Source organism: Saccharopolyspora ipomoeae (genome assembly GCF_029952525.1).
GTDB lineage: Bacteria > Actinomycetota > Actinomycetes > Mycobacteriales > Pseudonocardiaceae > Saccharopolyspora > Saccharopolyspora ipomoeae.
Window position 1 is genome coordinate 1 of sequence record NZ_JASAOF010000004.1, and the last position, 17186, is coordinate 17186.

16 protein-coding genes are annotated in these 17186 nt (G+C 70.3%); 5 read left to right on the top strand and 11 right to left on the bottom strand.

Going from position 1 to position 17186, the window contains the following annotated elements:
- Positions 1-379 precede the first annotated feature (379 nt).
- The 3 genes from deoC to QFW96_RS09405 are packed head-to-tail and all read left to right on the top strand — an operon-like array spanning position 380 to position 3628.
- Positions 380-1327 carry a deoxyribose-phosphate aldolase gene (deoC, locus tag QFW96_RS09395; protein WP_281455191.1) on the top strand — a complete coding sequence of 316 codons (948 nt, stop codon included), beginning with the start codon at positions 380-382 and terminating at the stop codon, positions 1325-1327.
- On the top strand, positions 1327-2763 hold the full coding sequence (locus tag QFW96_RS09400; protein ID WP_281455192.1) for an aldehyde dehydrogenase family protein: 1437 nt from the start codon (positions 1327-1329) through the stop codon (positions 2761-2763). The genes deoC and QFW96_RS09400 overlap by 1 nt, the downstream gene beginning before the upstream one ends.
- The gene (locus tag QFW96_RS09405; RefSeq protein WP_281455193.1) at positions 2756-3628 is read left to right on the top strand and encodes an aldehyde dehydrogenase family protein; all 873 of its coding nucleotides are present in this window, start codon (positions 2756-2758) and stop codon (positions 3626-3628) included. The genes QFW96_RS09400 and QFW96_RS09405 overlap by 8 nt, the downstream gene beginning before the upstream one ends.
- A 15-nt stretch (positions 3629-3643) precedes the next feature.
- Here QFW96_RS09405 and QFW96_RS09410 read toward each other — a convergent pair whose 3' ends face one another.
- The 3 genes from QFW96_RS09410 to QFW96_RS09420 all read right to left on the bottom strand — a co-directional run bounded on the left by QFW96_RS09410 (position 3644) and on the right by QFW96_RS09420 (position 5480).
- Complete coding sequence (locus QFW96_RS09410) at positions 3644-4264, bottom strand: HAAS signaling domain-containing protein (RefSeq protein ID WP_281455194.1); 621 nt, start codon at positions 4262-4264, stop codon at positions 3644-3646.
- Positions 4261-4611 (bottom strand): PadR family transcriptional regulator, encoded by a 351-nt coding sequence (locus tag QFW96_RS09415; protein ID WP_281455195.1) that lies wholly within the window; start codon positions 4609-4611, stop codon positions 4261-4263. Before QFW96_RS09415 ends, QFW96_RS09410 begins: the two co-directional genes overlap by 4 nt.
- Positions 4612-4898: 287 nt before the next feature.
- A complete protein-coding gene (locus QFW96_RS09420; protein ID WP_281455196.1) occupies positions 4899-5480 on the bottom strand; it encodes an SMI1/KNR4 family protein in 582 nt (193 codons plus the stop codon).
- Positions 5481-5748: 268 nt separating this feature from the next.
- Here QFW96_RS09420 and QFW96_RS09425 point away from each other — a divergent pair, with 268 nt between their 5' ends.
- Entirely contained in the window at positions 5749-6975 is a 1227-nt protein-coding gene (locus QFW96_RS09425; RefSeq protein ID WP_093413907.1) for a primosomal protein, read from the top strand.
- On the opposite strand, the gene QFW96_RS09430 is transcribed toward QFW96_RS09425, so the two are convergent.
- From QFW96_RS09430 to QFW96_RS09440, 3 genes are all read right to left on the bottom strand, one after another.
- Positions 6976-7554 carry an RNA polymerase sigma factor gene (locus QFW96_RS09430; protein ID WP_281455197.1) on the bottom strand — a complete coding sequence of 193 codons (579 nt, stop codon included), beginning with the start codon at positions 7552-7554 and terminating at the stop codon, positions 6976-6978.
- 94 nt (positions 7555-7648) lie between these two features.
- Positions 7649-8413 (bottom strand): IclR family transcriptional regulator, encoded by a 765-nt coding sequence (locus QFW96_RS09435; RefSeq protein ID WP_281455198.1) that lies wholly within the window; start codon positions 8411-8413, stop codon positions 7649-7651.
- A 103-nt stretch (positions 8414-8516) separates the two neighbouring features.
- Positions 8517-9605: an adenosine deaminase gene (locus tag QFW96_RS09440; protein ID WP_281455199.1), complete on the bottom strand. Its 1089-nt coding sequence runs from the start codon at positions 9603-9605 to the stop codon at positions 8517-8519.
- A 345-nt stretch (positions 9606-9950) separates the two neighbouring features.
- On the opposite strand from QFW96_RS09440, the gene QFW96_RS09445 reads away from it, so the two are divergent.
- On the top strand, positions 9951-11189 hold the full coding sequence (locus QFW96_RS09445) for a coiled-coil domain-containing protein (protein WP_281455200.1): 1239 nt from the start codon (positions 9951-9953) through the stop codon (positions 11187-11189).
- Here the strand turns inward: QFW96_RS09445 and QFW96_RS09450 are convergent, their stop codons facing one another.
- From QFW96_RS09450 to QFW96_RS09470, 5 genes are all read right to left on the bottom strand, one after another.
- Positions 11190-12446 (bottom strand): thymidine phosphorylase, encoded by a 1257-nt coding sequence (locus QFW96_RS09450; protein ID WP_425524740.1) that lies wholly within the window; start codon positions 12444-12446, stop codon positions 11190-11192. It abuts the gene before it with no gap.
- Positions 12447-12685: 239 nt separating this feature from the next.
- Entirely contained in the window at positions 12686-13060 is a 375-nt protein-coding gene (locus QFW96_RS09455; protein ID WP_281455202.1) for a cytidine deaminase, read from the bottom strand.
- Complete coding sequence (locus tag QFW96_RS09460) at positions 13061-14317, bottom strand: ABC transporter permease (protein ID WP_281455203.1); 1257 nt, start codon at positions 14315-14317, stop codon at positions 13061-13063.
- Positions 14314-15402, bottom strand: a complete 1089-nt coding sequence (locus QFW96_RS09465) for an ABC transporter permease (protein ID WP_281455204.1) — start codon at positions 15400-15402, stop codon at positions 14314-14316. The genes QFW96_RS09460 and QFW96_RS09465 overlap by 4 nt, the downstream gene beginning before the upstream one ends.
- Before the next feature lie 70 nt (positions 15403-15472).
- Positions 15473-17005: an ABC transporter ATP-binding protein gene (locus QFW96_RS09470; protein ID WP_281455205.1), complete on the bottom strand. Its 1533-nt coding sequence runs from the start codon at positions 17003-17005 to the stop codon at positions 15473-15475.
- Positions 17006-17186 lie beyond the last annotated feature (181 nt).

Genomic DNA, 17186 nt, shown 5'->3' on the forward strand with positions numbered 1-17186 from the left:
GTGGGTCGCGTTTACCAAAGCTTGGGTCGTCTTGGTCGCGTTCCTTTTGAAACGTACCCTAAAACTGTCCCAACGCGAGACGCCACGTCGACGTCTCGAAGCCAGGAACTCGCGCGAGGCACGGCGGACCGTGCGGCAGCCTGTCGACCTTGATCACTCGCCATGACGCCCCCACCCGCAGCTCCTCCGCAGCCGAGATCAAGTGACCTCTGACTACGTCGGGTCCGGTAGTTGTCGAAACCCGGCTTACCCGCGGTGGGGCGACGATTCCTGCGCGTCCGGGCCATCTGGGGATCAGTGGATCGGGTGATGTGGCGAGTTCGCGCGAGTTGAGCTTTCGGGGGCGGGTGATGGCGTGCGGGGTGCCTAGACTGCGGGTATGGCTCGGACGCCTTTTGATCTTGATGACGCCGCCCGGGATGACCGGTCGCTTCGGCGGTTTCTGCGCGGGCTTCCCGGGGTGGACCAGGTGGGGTTGGAGCAGCGGGCTGCCGGGTTGGCGACTCGGAGCATCAAGAAGGCTTCGAAGCTGCAGGCCATCGACACCGCGATCTCGATGGTGGACCTGACGACGCTGGAAGGCGCCGACACCGAGGGCAAGGTGCGGTCGCTGTGCGCCAAGGCGCGCCGCCCCGATCCCGGGCAGGACGGGGTTCCGCAGGTCGCTGCCGTGTGCGTGTACTCCGATCTGGCCGCCGCAGCCGTCGAGGAGCTCGACGGGTCGGGCGTGCACGTGGCCTCGGTGGCCACCTCGTTCCCGTCCGGGCGGGCGGCGCAGGCCGTGAAGCTCGCCGACGTGGAGCACGCCGTGGCGGCCGGGGCCGACGAGATCGACATGGTCATCGACCGGGGCGCGTTCCTGGCCGGGCGCTACGGGCAGGTCTTCGACGAGATCAAGGCCGTCAAGGCCGCCTGCGGGGACGCGCACCTCAAGGTCATCCTCGAAACCGGCGAGCTCGCCACCTACGACAACGTGCGCCGGGCCTCCTGGCTGGCGCTGCTGGCCGGGGGCGACTTCATCAAGACCTCCACCGGGAAGATCTCGCCCGCCGCGACGCTGCCGGTCACGCACCTGATGCTGCAGGCCGTGCGCGACTGGCGGGACGCCACCGGTGAGCTGCGCGGCGTCAAACCCGCCGGCGGCATCCGCAGCACCAAGGACGCGATCCGCTACCTGGTGGCGGTCAACGAGGTCGCCGGACCCGAGTGGCTCACCCCCGAGCTGTTCCGGTTCGGGGCGTCCAGCCTGCTCAACGACCTGCTGATGCAGCGGCGAACCCAGCTCGAAGGCCACTACAGCGGCCCCGAACACGTGGCGGTGGACTGATGACCAGCCCTTGGGAGTACGCGCCCGCGCCGGAGTCGCGCGAGCTCGCCGACCTCAAGCCGAACTACCGGATGTTCGTCGACGGCGAGTTCGTCGACGGCGGCGGCCAGCCCATCAAGACCCTCAACCCGGCGACCGGGGAAACCCTCGCCGAGGTCTCGGCCGCCGACACCGGCGACGTCGACCGGGCCGTCGCCGCGGCTCGCCGCGCCTACGAGCAGGTGTGGTCGACGCTGCCGGGCAAGGAGCGGGCCAAGCACCTGTTCCGGATCGCGCGGCTCATCCAGGAGCGCGGCCGCGAGCTGGCGGTGCTGGAGACGCTGGACAACGGCAAGCCCATCAAGGAGTCCCGCGACGTCGACATCCCGACCGCGGCCGCGCACTTCTTCCACCACGCCGGGTGGGCCGACAAGCTCGACCACGCCGGGTACGGGCCGAACCCGAAACCGCTGGGCGTGGCCGGTCAGGTGATCCCGTGGAACTTCCCGCTGCTCATGCTGGCGTGGAAGATCGCACCCGCACTGGCCTGCGGGAACACCGTCGTGCTCAAGCCCGCCGAGACGACCCCGCTCAGCGCGCTGGTCTTCGCCGACCTGTGCCGCCAGGCCGGGCTGCCGCCGGGCGTGGTCAACATCGTGCCCGGCGCCGGGGACGTCGGGGCGGCGCTGGTGGCGCACTCCGATGTGGACAAGGTGGCGTTCACCGGTTCCACCGAGGTCGGCAAGCAGATCCAGCGCGCGGTGGCCGGGACCGGCAAGAAGCTGACGCTGGAGCTGGGCGGCAAGGCCGCCAACATCGTCTTCGACGACGCCCCGCTGGACCAGACCGTCGAAGGCATCGTCACCGGCATCTTCTTCAACCAGGGCCACGTGTGCTGCGCGGGTTCCCGGCTGCTGGTGCAGGAGTCGATCGCCGAGGAGCTGCTGGAGAAGCTGCGCGCGCGGGTGAGCGCGTTGCGCGTCGGCGATCCGCTGGACAAGAACACCGACGTGGGCGCGATCAACTCCGCCGAGCAGCTCGGCAAGATCACCGAGCTGGCCGCCAGCGGCGAGTCGGAGGGCGCTCAGCGCTGGAACAGCCCTTGCGAGCTGCCCGAACGCGGTTTCTTCTTCGCGCCGACGGTGTTCTCCGAGGTGCAGCAGTCGATGCGGATCGCGCGCGAGGAGATCTTCGGCCCGGTCCTGTCGGTGCTGACCTTCCGCACGCCCGACGAGGCGATCGCCAAGGCCAACAACACGCCGTACGGGCTGTCGGCGGGGATCTGGACGGAGAAGGGTTCGCGCATCCTGCGGGCGGCGCAGGAGCTGCGGGCGGGCGTGGTGTGGGCCAACACGTTCAACCGGTTCGACCCGACCGCGCCGTTCGGCGGCTATCGGGAGTCCGGGTTCGGCCGCGAGGGCGGCCGGGCCGGTTTGGAGGCGTACCTCGATGTCTGACGTGACCGGCCGGTTGGCCGTTGCCAAGACGTGCAAGCTCTACATCGGTGGCGCGTTCCCGCGCTCCGAGTCGGGACGGGTGTTCGCGGTGACCTCTGCCGACGGGGAGTTCCTGGCCAACGTCGCCCACGCCTCCCGCAAGGACGTGCGCGACGCGGTTTCCGCGGCGCGCAAGGCCTTCGGCCGCTGGTCGGGCGCCACGGCCTACAACCGGGGTCAGGTGCTGTTCCGCATCGCCGAGGTGATGGAGGGCCGCCGCGAGCAGTTCGCCGCCGAAGTGGCTGCGGCCGAAGGCGTCTCGCTCGCCGCGGCGTTGTCCACTGTGGATGCTACGGTGGACCGGCTGGTCTGGTACGCGGGCTGGACCGACAAGATCGCGATGGTGCTGGGTGCGTCGAACCCCGTTGCGGGACCGTACTTCTCGTTCTCCACGCCGGAGCCGACCGGTGTCGTGGGCGTGCTCGCACCGCAGGAGTCGTCACTGCTGGGCCTGGTGAGCGTCGTCGCGCCGGTGATCGCGGCGGGCAACACCTGCGTGGTGGTGACCTCGGGCGAGCGCCCGCTGCCTGCGATCACGCTCGCCGAGGTGCTGGCGACCTCCGACGTGCCCGGCGGGGTGGTCAACCTGCTGACCGGGCGGGCCGCCGAGCTCGGCCCGTGGCTGGCCTCGCACGCCGACGTCAACGCGCTGGACCCGACCGGCGCCCCGGCCGAACTGCGCGGCGAGCTCGCGCGCTCGGCCGCCGACACCGTCAAACGGGTGCTGCCGGTCCGCGGTGAACCCGACTGGACCGGCGAACCCGACCTCCAGCGCCTGCGCGCCTTCACCGAGATCAAAACCGTCTGGCACCCCGTGGGGACGTAGGTCCCGGCTGGAACGTCACTTCTTCTCCGGGTAGCGGACGCGGCCTCGGCGGATGGAGTGGATGAGCATCCCGAACATGGCGACCAGGAACACGGCACCGAGGGTGAGGATCAGCCAGCTCGGGGCGGTGACGACCGGGGCTTCGTCGTCGAGGTACCAGCGGGCGGGGAACTGCGCGGCCACTCCCACGACCGCCGCGACGACGGCTCCGACGCCGTAGATCTTGCGGTGGCTGAACGCGGTGCGCGCGTAGAACAGCAGCACCGCGAAGGCGATGATCGCCACCAGCATCAGCGGCTGCGACACGACGTCGCTCATCGTGTAGTGCACCCCCGCGGGGTCCATCGACAGCCCGTCGCCCCAGAACCGCTGGCCGAACAGCGCCAGGACCGCCGCGAGGACGAAGGTGAGGATGACTCCGCCGGTCGAGCGCTTGCCGGTGGCGGGGTCCAGCTGCGCGGCGACCTGCCGGGCGTACTCGCGCGGCTTGCCGAACGCGTCCACCGGGTCGTCCCCGGTTTCGGCGACGTGCGCCTCGACCTCGGCGAGCACCTCGCCGATGCGGTCGCCGGATATCTCGTGGAAGCGCAGGGCCTTGTACAGGTCGTCGCGGTACTTCGCGTCCAGCGTCATCATGCCTTCATCCCTCGTTCGACAACGGCGATCGAGTTCCGGGCGAACTCGGTCCACTTCGGTCCCATCTCGGCCAGCACGGCGCGGCCCTGGTCGGTGAGCGTGAAGAACTTCCGCCCCGGGCCGCCCTCGCCGGCCCGCCACTCGGTGTCCAGCAGGCCGTCGGCGGCCAGCCGGTTGAGCAGCGGGTACAGCGTTCCGGCCTTCATGTCCGGCAGTCCGGCCTCGGCCAACCGCTGCAGCAGCGTGTAGCCGTAGCCCTCCCCGCCTTCGGCCAGCAGCGCGAGCACCGCGAGGTCGAGCACCCCGCGGAGCCACTGCGTCTGCCTGGTCGTCGTCCGTTCCGCCATGACTAGAACGTAACACCGACTAGTGTGCGACACCAACTAGTGGGTCAGGAAAAATCCCCACCGGATCTCCGATGGGGATGCGACCAGGAGTTGTTGAGCGATGCGGCGGAGCCGCATCCTCGTTCACCACCCTCGCAACCGGCACCGCCGCAGGTTCTGATCGGCTTCGTGGCGAGCACGCCGGAACGCCGTGTAATTGGCGTACATCAGGAGCGGCGCACGGAGTCCGCGAAGCCGATCAGGTCCTGCTACCCGCACCGCCAAGCAGAGGAATTCCCGCACAGCCCCTAGCGGATTTGCCAGTCCAGGCGGCCGTCCTCGGTCACCGTCGGGTAGCTGTGCCCGGCCGGGACGCCGTTGATCAGGGCTCGGTGGACGTCGGTCAGCATCGCCGCGATGCCCTGCCACTCCGGCCGCAGCACCTGCGCGTGCTCCTGCTCCCACTCCAGCACGCAGCCGTGCAGCGGACCCGGTCTCAGGTCCACCACCAGCTCGTCGGCGAACCCGTCGCCGGCGATCGGGATCCACGACGGGTGGAAGCTCGATCCCGGCGAGCCCGCGTAGTAGTCGCAGGCCGGCCGCTCCCACTGCGCCGTCCAGTTCTTGCGGTGATCGCGCCACGACGCCAGCGCCTGCTCCGCCCCGTAGGGCGTGTAGAACGGCGGCAGGACGTCGGCGAGCACATCGCTCTCGGTGCCACCGCAGCTGAGCCACAGCGCGCGCAGCTCGCCGGGGAGCTCCACGGAGAACTCGGCCTCCAGCTCGGCGAAGTCCGGTTCCCGGACGGGCGGACGCAGGGCGGCTGCGGTGACCGGCGCATGACGCCCGAGCCAGTGCGCGATCTGACTCCACAGCTCCGTGACATTCATTCTGATCATGGTCTCGCCCCGGGAACCCCGGCGGTACCGCCAAAGGGGACCCGGCGACGAACGGTGAGCCCCGCGACGAACCACTGGGCCGAACAGCGGAACCGCGTTCCTCCGACGCCGCAGAAGCGACAGACCATCGTTACGAACTGTTCCGTTGACCGTTGCAATGATCGAACCAGCTACGGTGACACCGGACCAGGGCACTAGCGGCCCAAGGCCAACCCGTAGGCTCCCGCGGGGTCTGGTTCCGGTGACCGGAGGTAGAGAGATGGCGCAGGACATCGTCCCCATCGAGCTCGGGCTGCCGCAGGGCGACGTCGTCACCCTGTGGGCACCGCACTGGCGCGAAGATGGCGAGGAATGGGAAGCGTTCCTCGGATACGGAGATGACCTCTACGGGTTCCCCGATCCCGCGCGGCTGGCCGCGTTCGTCAGAACCGCGCGCGAGCACGACCTCGACGACCACCCCGCCTGGCACGTGGTGCCCGCGCTGTCGGCCGTGGAGCTCAGCCCCGACGAGGACCACCAGTTCGACCTCGTCGGCGTGCCGGAGCTGGTGGCCGAGCCGCTGGACACCTGGACCGTCGCCGAGCTCGCCGACATCGTCGAGATCGCCCGGTCGCTGGCCGAGGTGTGCGAGCTCGACGCCGTCACCGAGGTCCTCGACGCCGCCGACGGTTTCTCGCTGCTCAACCAGGGCATGCTGGCCTTCAACGGCCGCGACGGGCAGAAGCGCTGGAACGAGGTGTGCAAGGTCGTCGTGGAGCGCTGGGACGAGGTCCTCGACGCCATCGACGCCGTGGTGAGCACCCCCGAGGTGCCCGCGGACGCGGTCGCCACCGCCGAGACCGAGCTCGCCGAAGCGCTGGAGACCGACGCCGACGAGGAGACCGCCGCGGCCACGCCGTCCGACGTGGACGAGATCGAGGAGGTCGAACTCGGCTTCTGGGGCGAGATCGGCATCGACCCGATCCACATCATCACCAGCGACGCCGAGTACTACACGCTGCGCTGCTACCTCGGCGACGACCCGGTCTTCCTCGGCCACGACGGCAAGATCGACGTGTTCGGATCGCCCCGCGCCCTGGCCCGCTTCCTCACCGACGACGAGGCCGTCGAGGACACCGACATGGCCCGGGTCGCCACCTGGCAGCAGCTGCGCGACGCCGCCACCGGCGGCGAGCTCGACGTCCAGGTCGAGTCGGACAACACCTACGTGCTCAACGGCCTCGACACGGACCTGCTCGCCGGTCCGTCCGAAGTGGACCCGACGCAGCTCGACCTCGCCGAGGAACTGCTGCTGGACGCGGCCGCCTGGGCCGGTGACGACACCGCCGACAAGGCGCTGCAGTCCTCCGAGCGGCTGGGCTGGCTGGTCTCGTTCGTGCTGCGCCCGAACCCGAACCGGATGCCCCCGAGCGCACCGTTCGACGACGAGGTCGAGGTGTGGCGCAAGCTGGTCGCGGACCTGGAGGCCCGCTTCCGGACGCACTGATCAGGCGGCCTCGGTGAGCGCCTGCAGCCCCGGCAGGGCCTCGTTGTAGGCCTGCCGGAGGCCCTTGCGCGCCCGGTAGACCAGGGCCGCCGCGCTGTTGCGGCTGATGTTGTAGCGGCGGCTCAGGTCCGACGGCGTCTGGTGCTCCACTTCGACCGACCACAAGACCTGGCGCCAGCGCTGCGGCAAGCGGGAGAACGCCTCGCAGACCCGGGTGCGCTCCCACTCCTCGCTGATCGGATCGGTGCACGGCACCGGTTCCTGCGGTTCGCAGTAGCCGTCCAGATCAGCGGCGAGCAGCGTGCGGCGGGACTTGGCGGCGTGGGCGGCCGCGAGGTTGCGGATCGTGGTCAGCAGGTAGGCGCGGAACGCCTGCTCCGGTCCACCGCCTCGGCGCAGCACGTCGAGGATCTTGGTGAACGCCTCGGAAACCAGGTCCTCGGCATCAGCGGGAACGGTCGCGACCTGGACCGCCATCGTGTGGGCCGCGGCATGGTGCCGGGCGTAGAGCTCCGCGAACGCGACCATCGACCCGGAACGGACGTTGCGCAACAACTTCCGGTCGTCGCCGGCTGGCATCGGATACCCCTCGTTGGCTGACTGCGTTCAAGTCTCCCGCCGCGCCGGAGAGGTCGACAAGGCACGGCTTTTCAGATGGTGATCCCGGAACCGCTCAGTTCCAGCTCGGGTAGTTCCCGGCCACGGCCAGGGACCGCGAGATCCGCTCGGCCGCCGCGCGCAGCGGGCGGACGTAGTCGCGGGTGGTGGCGAGCCTGCGCGCCGGGAACGAGATGGCCAGGGTGACCGGCAGGTCCGCGACCCGGATCGGCGCCGCCAGGCACGCCGTGCCCAGCGAGTACTCCTCGGTGTCGGTGACCAGCGCCGACCTCGGGCCCTCCACCAGGTCGCGCAGTCCGGTGATGGTGCGCGGGGTGAGGCCCTCCGGCGGGTGGCGGCGGAAGTGGTCGGTGCGCTCGTCCTTGCTCAGCCCGGACAGCAGGCACTTGCCGACAGCGGTGGCGTGCGCGGCCTGGCGGAAGTCGACCCAGGCGTCCACGCGGGGTGTCCGGGGGCTGTCGACGATCTCGTCGACCAGGACCTCCCCGTCGTCGTAGCGGGCCAGGTACGTGGCCGCGCTGAGGTCCTCCCGCAGCTCGATCATCGTGCTGCGGATCGTGCTGCGCAGCTGCTGCGCCTGAGCCGCGTCGTGCAGACCGGCGACCTGCTCGCCGACGATGAACGCGCCGTCGTCCAATTTGGCGAGGTAGCCCTCGTGAACGAGGGTGCGGAGCAGGTGATACGTCGTGGGCAGGGCTAAACCCGTGTTGCGGGCCAGGCATTTCGCCGTGATGCCGCTCGGGTGCTGCCCGACCACCTCCAGCAGCCGAAGAGCCCGCTGGACCGATGCGATCAACGTGGGTTCGCTGCCTCTGTTCACCTGCGCCTCCAGGACCGTGCAGCGGCTCGTACCTGCGGGACTCCGGCAGCACCCCGTCGCGCCGCCGGAGACCACGCAGCCTACTTGCCGCGCACCGCCCGAGTCATACCAGCATGTCCGAATATCCCGGCTTGATCTGCTCGTTGATGATGGCCAGCCGTTCGTCGAAACCGATGAACGACGACTTCATCGCGTTCACCGTGAACCACTGGAACTCCTCCCAGCCGTACCCGAATGTCTCATGCAGCGCGGCGAATTCGCTGGACATCGAGCAATGACTCATCAACCGGTTGTCGGTGTTGACCGTGACCCGGAAGCGCAGCCGGGCGAGCAGCCCGATCGGATGATCGGCGAGCGCGGAGACCGCCCCGGTCTGCAGGTTCGACGACGGGCACATCTCCAGCGGGATGCGGCGGTCCCGCACGTAGGACGCGAGCCTGCCCAGGTGCACCGTGCCGTCGTCGTCGACCTTGATGTCGTCGACGATCCGCACGCCGTGCCCGAGCCGCTCGGCGCCGCAGTGCTGGATCGCCTCCCAGATCGAGGGCAATCCGAACGCCTCACCTGCGTGAATGGTGAAATGCGCGTTCTGCTGGCGCAGGTATTCGAAGGCGTCGAGATTGCGGGTGGGCGGAAATCCCGCCTCGGGCCCCGCGATGTCGAAGCCGACGACCTGCGCGTCCCGATAGCGAACGGCGAGATTGGCGATTTCGGTGGATCGCGCGTTCTGCCGCATCGCGCACAGCAGCGTGCCGATTCGGATTCGCTTGCCCGCGGCCGCCGCGCGGCGCTCTCCCTCGCGGAATCCGTCCTGCACGGCCTGCACGATCTCGTCCAGGGTCAGGCCCTGCTCCTGGAACAGCTCCGGCGCGTAGCGGACCTCCGCGTAGACGACGCCGTCGTCGGCCAGGTCCTCGGCGGCCTCGGCCGCGACGCGGGACAGCGCGTCCGCCGTCTGCATGACCCCGACGGTGTGCGCGAAGGTCTCCAGGTAGCGCTCCAGCGAGCCCGAGTCGGCCGCGGTCACGAACCAACGCGCGAGGTCATCGGCGTTGTCGTGGGGCAGACCGGGATAACCGCCCTCGCGGGCGAGGTCGAGGACGGTCTGCGGACGCAGCCCGCCGTCGAGGTGGTCGTGCAGCAGCACCTTCGGCGCCTGCCGGATGTTTTCCAGGTTCACCGGTGTCGACATGCGCCTACGTTACCCGCCTGCCCTCGGCGCCTCACAGAGCGCCACCGCACGATCACCCTGGGGCTTCACAGCTGTTCAGCGGCGCTCCACCGCTGCGCCGATCGGGGTTCACTACCAATTGGCCCAACATGACCCGCGAAAAAACTCACCCGTATGGAGGCAATCACGATTCTTGCTGCATCCGGTTCAGGATCGCTGATCCCATCAGACCAACGAAACAGAGCTGATCGGACCCAATTGGCGGATCAATGTCGCCGAATGTAACGGGGGGCGGCTATGGGCGCGAGAAAGGAGTGGCTAGGCTTCTCTAGTCCTCACCCCCCTCGACGAAGGACGCCCCTAGCCGTGACCGAGAACATGTCGTTCGACCGCATGCGCAACATGCTCACGCGTGCGGCTGAGATCCGCGAAAGCGAACAGCAGCAGATTTTCGACGCACTCGACGAAATCCACGCCCGGCTCTCCCCGCTGGAGTCCCTGGGCTCCGTGCGCAAGCGCCTGTCCGAGCTGCCCGACCGCACCGAGGTCAGCGTCCTCGCCGAACGACTCGATGAGGCCCTGGCCAAGCTCGAGGCGCACGACGGCGCGCTGCTCGACCTCAAGGGCGCCGTCGAGGCCGTGGTCGACAAGCTCGCCAAGCCCTTCGCCCAGCTCGACGGCCGCCTCGACGGCGTCGCCGGTCGGATGGACGGCGTGTCCGGCCGCATGGACGGCCTGGAGGACAAGCTCGGCCACATCCACAACCGGATGGACGAGCTCGGCGCGCACCTGGACAAGCAGGACGCGCGCCTGGAAGCCCTTCCGGCGTCGGTCAACGACCCGGTGCGCGACCGCATCGACTCGCTGGAGACCAGCCTGCGCGGCCGGTTCGCCGAGATCGACGAGGGCGTGCACGAGCACCTCGACGGCACCCGCGAGGCCCTGCAGCGCGCGGTCACCGACTCCGCGGGCACCACCCAGAAGGACCTGAGCGAGGCTCAGAAGGAGCTGGCCGCGTCGCAGAAGGAGCTGGCCGACGCCGTCGCCGGCACCCGCGACCAGCTGGACGGCAAGCTCGACCACCTCGCCGAGCGCCCGGCCGTGGACCCGACCGACAAGCTCAACGACCTGGCGCAGCGCCTCGAAGCGCTGACCGACCGGCTGGACCAGGTCTCCGGTCGCCTGTCGCAGGTCGAAGAGGGCGTCAACACCCGCATCGACACCGTCGAGCAGGGCGTCAACTCCCGGTTGGACACCGTCGAGGAGGGCGTCAAGACCGGCCTGGGCGAGCTGGGCGGCACGCTGTCGCAGAACCTGTCGCAGCTGTCCGGCACGCTGTCCCAGCGCCCCGACGCCGACAAGCTCAACGCGCTGGTCCGCGAGGCCAACGAGGAGAGCGAGCAGCGGCACGCCGGTCAGCTGGACGAGGCGATGGCGACCTTCGCCGAGCTCATCCTCGGTGGCAGCGCCCAGTCCACCCCGCCGCCGCCCACCACGCTGCCCCGGCAGCAGCGCCGCGGTCGCTCGAAGAGCGCCAAGCGCGAGAGCAGCGAGAACAAGGCCATCGAGAGCGGCGACGAGGACTTCACCGCCGAGAGCGCCTGATCATCGGTCCGAGGTGACCTTGTCGAGGATCAGCGGTGTCGACTTCACGTCGGCACCGCTGATTTCGTACGCGGCGGCGAGTGCTTCCCGGACCGGTTCGAGGGTCTCGGGCCGGTCGGTGTGCAGTTCCAGCAGCGGCCGGCCCTCGGTGACCTGCTCGCCTGGTTTGGCCAGGCATCGCACGCCGGCACCGTGGTCGACGGTGTCCTCCTTGCGTGCCCGGCCCGCGCCGAGGCGCCACGCGGCGAGGCCGACGGCGTAGGCGTCGAGGCGGGTGAGCGTGCCGGTGGCCGGTGCGGTGACGGTCTCGACGTACCGGGCGCGCGGGAGCGCGGCGTCGGGGTCGCCGCCCTGGGCGGCGATCATCCGGCGCCACACGTCGTGCGCGCGGCCGTCGGCCAGCGCCTCCGCCGGGTCCACTTCGGACACCCCGGCGCGCCGCAGCATCTCGCGGGCGAGTTCGACCGTCAGCTCCACGACATCGGGTGGCCCGCCGCCTCGCAGCACGTCGACGCTCTCGGCGACCTCCAGCGCGTTGCCGACCGCCCGGCCCAGCGGAACCGACATGTCGGTGATCAGCGCGCTGACCCGAAGCCCGTGCGCCGCACCGATGTCGACCAGCGCGGTGGCGAGTTCCCCGGCCTGATCGGGGGTTTTCATGAACGCGCCGGACCCGCACTTGACGTCGAGCACCAGCGACTCGACGCCTTCGGCGATCTTCTTGCTCATGATCGAGCTGGCGATCAGCGGCACCGACTCGACGGTCCCGGTGACGTCGCGCAACGCGTAGAGCTTGCGGTCCGCGGGGGCCAATCCCTCGGTCGCCGCGCAGATCACCCCGCCGACCTCGCGCAACCGGTCGCGGATCTCGTCGGCTCTCAGGCTCGCCCGCCACCCGGGGATCGATTCGAGCTTGTCCAGCGTGCCGCCGGTGTGCCCCAACCCGCGGCCGGACAACTGCGGAACGGCGGCCCCGCACGCGGCCACCAGCGGGGTCAGCGGCAAGGTGATCTTGTCCCCCACGCCCCCGGTGGAGTGCTTGTCCACGGTGGGCCGTCCCAGACCGCTGAGCACCAGCGTCTCGCCGGAGGCGATCATCGCGGCCGTCCAGCGGGCGGTCTCCGGTGGCGTCATCCCCCGCAGCAGCACGGCCATCGCCAGCGCCGACATCTGCTCATCGGCCACCTCACCCCTGGTGTAGGCATCGATGACCCAGTCGATCTGCTCATCGCTGAGCCGACCCCCATCACGCTTCACCCGAATCACGTCCACCGCGGAATGCACGACGACACCTCCAGCACTCGGCCGCTCACTTCGCCCTCACCAGTACAGAGGCGCACACCGCCGCTGAAAATGCACGGTCGGCCGAATACACCTCGATCGTGTGGTCTTTCCTCGGCACCGCACCGGTTCCCGCCGAGGTCGACGCGATTTCAATGGAACTCGGGTCCCTGATTTCCATTGAAATCGGAGGCCCCGGCGGTACCCGGCCGGTGTCAGAGTTCGAAGGCGTCGGGGAGGACCCGGTGCATCGGGAGGACGCCCTCGGGGGTGTCGACGAGGCAGTCGGGGCCGCCGAGCTCGTGGAGGATCTGGCGGCAGCGGCCGCAGGGCATGAGGAGGTCGCCGGTGCCGCTGCGGCAGGCGACCGCGACGAAGCGGCCGCCGCCGGTGAGGTGGAGCTGGCCGGCCAGCGTGCACTCCGCGCACAGCGTGACGCCGTAGGAGCCGTTCTCGACGTTGCAGCCGGTCACGACGCGGCCGTCGTCGCAGAGCGCGGCGGCACCGACCTGCAGCCCGGAGTACGGGCAGTAGGCCAGGGACGCGGCCTCGATCGCCTTGGCGCGCAACGATTCCCAGTCGACGTCCACCTAGTCCATCCCCCTCCGGTACTGCAGCCCGTTGGCCGCCGGTGGTCGCAGCTGCTGCGCGGCCACGCCGAGCACGACCAGCGTCACCAGGTGCGGCGTGTAGGCCGTGAGCTCCTCGGGCAGCTCGTCGGTGAACCAGTACACCGAGTACATCGCCGCCGCGGCCACCAGCGAGATTCCCGCCGCGAGCCAGTGCCGCCGGTGGACCTGCAGCGCCGCGACCACCACCAGCAGCAGGGTGGCCCCGTAGAACAGCGCGTGCACGCTGGTCTCGCCGCTGCGCAGCTGCAGCCCGTCGGAGTAGCCGAACAGCGCGGCGCCGCCGAGCAGCCCGCCCGGCCGCCAGTTGCCGAAGATCATCGCGGCCAGGCCGATGTAGCCCCGGTTGTTGGTCTGGCCTTCGAGGTACCCGGCCTGACCGGGGTTGAGGATCAGCGCGGCGCCGCCGATCCCGGCCAGCGCACCGGAGATGATCACGGCGAGGTACTTGTACCGGTAGACGTTCACCCCCAGCGACGCGGCGGCGACCGGGTTCTCGCCGCAGGACCTCAGCCGCAGCCCGAACGGCGAGCGCCACAGCACCAGGTAGCTCGCCGGGACCAGCAGGTAGGCCAGCATCGTCAGCGGTGAGACCCCGGAGACCAGCCCGCCGAGGACGCCCGCGACGTCGGAGATCCCGACCCGCTGCAGGTCCTCCAGCTGCTGGAGCCAGCCCGCGACCGGCTGCATCGAGTAGGTGTCGAACTTCGGCACCGGCGGCGACTGCCGGGGGTTCTGCGAGATCGGCTCGAAGATCAGCGTCGACAGGTACTTCGCGGCCCCGGCGCCGAGCAGGTTGATCGCCACACCGGAGACGATGTGGTTGACGCCGAAGGACACCGTGGCGATCGCGTGCAGCAGCCCGCCGAGTGCCCCGAACGCGGCGGCCGCGATCAGCCCGGCCAGCGGTCCCCACTGATACCCGGCCCAGGCACCGCCCCAGGTACCCATGATCATCATGCCTTCGAGGCCGATGTTGATCACGCCCGCGCGTTCGGCCCAGAGCCCGCCCAGCGCGGCCAGCAGGATCGGGATGCCCAACCGAACGGCGGCCTGCACGGTGCCCGACCCGGTCAGCTGCGGCACGCCCGTCTGGTACGAGGTGATCGCCAGCGCGACGAACCCGACCACGACCCACAGCAGCACCCGCGCCCAGCCGGGCAGCTTCTTCCCGCCCCGCCCTGCGGAAGGGATCCTTCCCGCCAACACCGAGGTCACGCCCGCTCACCCCCGCTCGCGGCGACCGGTTCCGGGGCCCGGAGCGCGGTGCCGACGCGCCGCTGCTCGGCGGCCAGCTCGCGGCGGCGCACCAGCTCGTAGGCGACCACGACCGACAGCACGATGGTTCCCTGCAGGATGGTCACGATCTCCTTCGGAACGCCGATGTTGTCCAGCGTCAGCGAGCTCTTGTCCAGGAACGACCACAGCAGCGCGCCGAAGGCCACGCCCAGCGGGTGATTCCGCCCCAGCAGCGCGATGGCCAGGCCCGCGAAGCCGTAGCCGGTCGGGAAGTTGATGGTGAACGTGTGGTCGCGGCCGAGGATCTCCGGCAACCCGGCCAGGCCCGCGATCGCTCCCGAGAGCAGCATCGCGGTCAGGACCATGCGCTTGGAGTTCACGCCGCCCGCGCGCGCCGCCGTGGGAGACAGGCCCGAGGCGCGCAGCTCGAAGCCGTAGCGGGTCCGGTCCACCAGCAGCGCGTACCCCACGCCGACCAGCACGGCCAGCAGCACCAGGCCGAACACGGTGCCCGCGCCGCCCAGCGGCAGCCCCGGCACCAGACCGCTCGGCGGGATGATCGCGGTGCCCTGGCTGTTGCCGCGCATCTCGCCGAAGACCCGCACCAGGAAGGCGATCAGGCCGATGGACAGGGTGTTGAGCATGATCGTGGAGATCACCTCGGACACCCCTCGGTAGACCTTGAGCAGGGCCGCGATGCCGCACCACACCGCTCCGGTGACCGCGCCGACGACCACGACCAGCGCGGCGTGCAGCCCGAACGGCAGGCTCACCGCACCGGCCACGATCGCGGCCACGCAGGCCGCCAGCCGGCACTGGCCCTCGATGCCGATGTTGAGCAGGTTCATCTGGAACCCGATCGCCGCCGCGATGGCCACCAGGTAGTAGGCGCCCGCCGTGTTGACGATGTCCACGGCGGTCGTGCCCCGGCCGACCTGGGCGACCATCTCCAGCAACGTCGCGATCGGGTCGGCCCCGGACATCAGCAGCACCGCGCTGCACAGCACCGCGGAGAAGACGATCGCCAGGGCCGGCGGCAGCAGCCGCGCCCGCCAGGTGTTCACACCGCCTCCTGTGTCCTGCGGGGGCACCCCGCACCCCGGTCGGCGCTGCGAGAGGAGAAGCGAGTGTGTCTCACACCGCCTCCTGAGTACCGGTCATGGCAGCTCCCAGCTGCTCGGGCGTCACCGAGCGCGGGTCGGCCTCGGCCACGAGGCGGCCGCGGAACATGACCCGGACGGTGTCGGACAGGCCGATGAGCTCGTCGAGGTCGGCCGAGATCAGCAGCACCGCGAGGCCCTCGGCGCGGGCGCTGCGCAGGTGCTCCCAGATGCCCGCCTGCGCGCCCACGTCCACGCCCCGGGTGGGGTGCGCGGCGATGAGCAGCCTCGGGTCGCCGGACAGCTCCCGGCCGATGATGAGCTTCTGCTGGTTGCCGCCGGACAGCGCGGCGGCGTCGACGTCGATGCCGGGGGTGCGCACGTCGAACCGCTCGACGACGCGCCGGGTGTCGTCCTTGGCGCCCTGCCGGTCGATCCAGGGGCCCCGGGAGACCGGTGGCCGGGTCTGGTGGCCGAGGACGCGGTTCTGCCACAGCGATTCGTCGAGCAGCAGCCCCTGGCGGTGCCGGTCCTCGGGCACGTAGCCGATCCCGGCCTCGCGCCGGGCCAGCGTGCCGAGCCCGGTGATGTCCCGGTCTTCCAGCTCGATCCGACCGGAGGTGATCGGGCGCATGCCCATGATCGCCTCGACGAGCTCGGTCTGGCCGTTGCCCTCGACCCCGGCGATGCCCACGACCTCGCCGGAGCGCACGGTCAGGTCGATGCCGGCGAGCACCGGGCGGTCCCCTTCGAGCGCGTCGAGCCCGGTGACCGAGAGCACCGCGCGGTCGGTCACCGTGGACGGTCCGCGCTCGGGGACGGGCAGCTCGCTGCCCACCATCATCTCGGCCAGCGCGCGGCTGCTGACGTCCGAGGCGGCGACGGTGCCCACGGTGGTGCCGCGCCGCAGCACCGTGACGGTGTCGGCGATGCCGCGCACCTCGTCGAGCTTGTGCGAGATGAACAGGAACGTGAACCCCTGCTCGCGCATGGTGCGCAGGGTCGCGAACAGCTCGTCGACCTCCTGCGGCACGAGCACGGCGGTCGGCTCGTCGAGGATGATGATCCGCGCGCCCCGGTAGAGGACCTTGAGGATCTCCACCCGCTGCCGCTCGGCCACGCCCAGGCGCTCGACCAGCTCGTCCATCCGCACCTCGAAACCCGCCTGCTCGGCGAGTTCCCGGATCCGGCGGCGCGCCTCCGCGCCGATGCCGTGGGCGCGTTCGGCGCCGAGCACGACGTTCTCCAGCACGGTCAGGTTGTCGGCGAGCATGAAGTGCTGGTGGACCATGCCGATGCCGGCCTCGATGGCCTCGGCCGGGGTGCGGAAGACGACCTCCTCGCCGCGCACCCGGACGGTTCCCGAGTCCGGCGCCTGCATCCCGTAGACGATCTTCATCAGGGTCGACTTGCCCGCGCCGTTCTCCCCGCACAGCGCGTGCACCTCGCCCGCGCGCACGCGGAGGTTGACGTCGGAGTTCGCCACGACGCCGGGGAAGGTCTTGGTGATCCCGGTCAGCTCGACGGCGGGCGGGTCACCGGGGTCGGGTTCGGCAGAGGTGTTCATGGCGCTCCTGGACGGGTCTCACCGGCAGCGAACCAGGGGGACGCTCAACAGTGGACGGTTTCACCGCGCGACCGGCGTTCTTGGCGTGAACACGCCAACGGCACGACGCGCTCACCGCCCCGAGGACGAAATTCCGAGGTTCTCGGCCGGTCGATTACCGCAGTTTTCGACCGGCCGAGAA